Source organism: Bifidobacterium sp. UBA6881, from assembly GCA_002451435.1.
Lineage (GTDB): Bacteria > Actinomycetota > Actinomycetes > Actinomycetales > Bifidobacteriaceae > Bifidobacterium.
The window spans coordinates 1120-4068 of the sequence record DKCF01000104.1; the positions used below are offsets into that span (position 1 = coordinate 1120).

Sequence of the window (2949 nt, forward strand, 5' to 3'; positions counted from 1 at the left end):
CCGAAATATTCGTCGAACGCACGCTGGTCGATACGCCGGTCGGTGGTGTCGGCGCGGACCTTGGCCCAATCGAATTCGGACAGCGCCTCGGATGCGCTCATCGGCTGGGGAACCGTCTTTGACGGCGATCCCTGCAATCCCAACAGCCAAGCGCAATAGCCGATGACGCGTTCGGCGGTGACGCCGTGCGCGCGAAGCACGCCCATGTCCAGTGATCGCTCGCGTTTGGCAAGACGCCGTCCGCCAGCATTGTCGATGAGTGGCAGATGCGCGTAATGCGGATGCTCGGCGGATGCGGTTTGGCCGGACGTTGCGGAATCGCAGGCCGAGGAATCGGACGCCGGGCGGTCAACGAAGCCGCTGGCGATCAAAGCCCGCCGGATGTATATCTGCAAGGCGTTGGAACGCAGCAGATCCCGTCCCCGCACGATGTCATCGACCCGCATGGTCAGATCGTCGACCACCACGACCAGCTGGTAGGAGAACAATCCATCGGCACGGCGGATGATGGTGTCGCCGATGTCGCGGGGCAAATCGAATCGCTGCATGCCGAACACCTCGTCCTCGAAGGAAATCACCGCATCGGTGCCGTCCGCAACCGGTTCCGGCATGGCGATGCGCAGCGAATGACGATCTCCGCGCAGGACGCGTTCCCGCGTTTGCGCCGGATCGGTCGCGGCGAGGCGTCGGCACGTGCCCGGATACACCATGAACCGGTCGCCCTCCTGTGGCGCCGACGCCGCCCGGATATCCGCGCGCGAGCAGAAACAGGGATACACCAGCGGCGCCGAGGAATCCACAAGGATGGGGGACGCCGCATCCGGTCGTTTGCCAGGTCGTGACGCAGTGCCGGCATCCGCTGGTCCGAGGGAATCCAACACGTCGGACACGTCAAGCCCGCGCAGGTGGCGCAAGGCGTCCTCGTACATGTCATGCCGGGCGGATTGGAAAACCGGATCGCCATCCCAATCCAAGCCAAGCCAACGAAGGTCATCCATCATCGCGTCGGCGGCACCGGGAACGACGCGCGGCCCGTCGATGTCCTCGATGCGCAGAATCATGCCGTCATCGCGGCTGCGCGCGGACAGCCAAGCGCCCAACATCGCATAGATATTGCCGATATGCATACGTCCGGATGGCGTCGGAGCAAAACGGCCGGGCATGCTTGCCTCCTCATGGACCTGGACTTCAATGAACCTCATCGAACCAAAAGCGACGAAAATCAACGGCGTATGCAACTTTACCCATGGAACCGCATTCTTTGAGATTTTTTTGGTGATTTTCGTCACATTATGTTTCAGCGTTCGGCTATATGTCAGCTTTTGACCCCCCATTTATGGTTTACTACATGTGTTGGGGTTTACACGAAGCGTGCATGGTCGTAATGATCATATAGGAAGTGAAACGAATATGACGAAAAGACGATTCAGCCAGATGGAAATCGAATATCTCCGTTCCTTGCCCGCGGTTTCCGCGGTGACGGAGAACCGCATCACCTATGCGCGCGATTTCCAAATCATGTGCATGCATCGCTATCTGAACGGCGAGCGGCCGAGCGTGATCTTCACCTCGGCGGGTCTGAGCCCAAGCATTGTGGGGCATAAGCGCGTCGAACGCAACATCGCGCGGTGGAAGCACGACGACGAAATCGTCAAAGCCGCGAAGCGCGTCGATGTCGCCCAGCCGGAATCGAACACGGAATTCGACCATATGGTCACATTGCAGATGGGTAAGATCCAATCGCTGACCTGCCAGATGTTCGCGTTGAAGGAACGCATGGACGAGCTTGAACGACGTATCGGCGCATTGGAAAAATAACGAATATCGAACATATATTGTGTTCGTTTCATCGGTTTTGTGAAAGCTGATAGGGTGCTGGACGAATGCTGAAAAATTTCCTAAGCGCGGGAATGGCTATCGGCGCGTGACAACGCTCATACAATATCCAGCAGAGACGGCATGGTTGAAGTTCCCCCTTCGATCGCCTGCCGTCTTGTCATTACAGCCCGTACGCGTTTTGGCCGCTTTATCGCTTCACTTCCGGCCTGTCGTACGGGCTTCTTTCTATCTTTGGAACCAGTGCCGGAATTCGGAATGAATCGAAATCGAACGGAATTGAAGAGGCGATGAGATGACCGCTTATATGGACCATAAGAATCTTGCCAATGAAGTGATCGATGACGCGCGCGCCACGGAGATCGCGGACGGCGTGCATCGCGTGCTGGACCGCATCGCGGCGGCCGAAGCGGCCTCCGGTCGTGACGCCGGTTCCGTCAGACTGCTCGCCGCGACCAAAACCCGTGACGTCGGTGAGATCATGGCCGCGATCGATGCCGGCGTGCGCATGATCGGGGAGAATCGTCCCCAGGAAGTCGTGGCGAAGACCGAAGGGCTGATGAGGCGCTGTGCGGAACGTGGTTTCGTTTTGGGAACGGACGGTGCGAATGGCGGTGTTGCTGGGGGTTCCGGTGCTGGTGTCGCTGGGGGCTTGGTTGCTGCCGGTACTGATAATGCCGGTGGTCCCGTCGTCGCTGGCGGTGCGGGCGCTGGCGTTATTGGAGCGGCCGGTACAGCTGACGCCGCCAATGCGTTGTCCACGGTCGGTGGGGCCGCTGGCGCCGTGCGCATTCCGTTCCATCTCATCGGACAGCTGCAGAGCAACAAGATCGGCAAGGTCCTTCCGGTGGTGAACACCATCGAATCGGTGGATTCGATCGAACTGGCCGAAAAGATCGCACGCAGGGCCGTGGCCCGCGGCATCACCGTCGGCGTGCTGCTGGAGGTCAACGAATCCGGCGAGGAATCGAAGTCGGGATGCGATCCGGCGTATGCGATTCGCACCGCGCAGAAGATCGGCACGCTGGACGGCGTCGAACTGCAGGGATTGATGACCATTGGCGCGCATGTGGACGATGAGAAGACGATTCGCAGGGGCTTCGCGCATCTGCG

The 2949-nt window shown here is 59.6% G+C and carries 3 protein-coding genes; 2 read left to right on the forward strand and 1 reads right to left on the reverse strand.

From position 1 onward, the window contains the following. Positions 1-1163 (reverse strand): glutamyl-Q tRNA(Asp) synthetase (locus B3C64_RS07840; protein ID WP_291534920.1); only part of this gene is annotated, 1163 nt, incomplete at its 3' end. Positions 1164-1410: 247 nt separating this feature from the next. On the opposite strand from B3C64_RS07840, the gene B3C64_RS07845 reads away from it, so the two are divergent. Both B3C64_RS07845 and B3C64_RS07850 read left to right on the forward strand, forming a co-directional pair. Next, entirely contained in the window at positions 1411-1818 is a 408-nt protein-coding gene (locus tag B3C64_RS07845; RefSeq protein ID WP_291534921.1) for an HTH domain-containing protein, read from the forward strand. 313 nt (positions 1819-2131) lie between these two features. Beyond that, positions 2132-2949 (forward strand): YggS family pyridoxal phosphate enzyme (locus tag B3C64_RS07850; protein ID WP_291534923.1); only part of this gene is annotated, 818 nt, incomplete at its 3' end.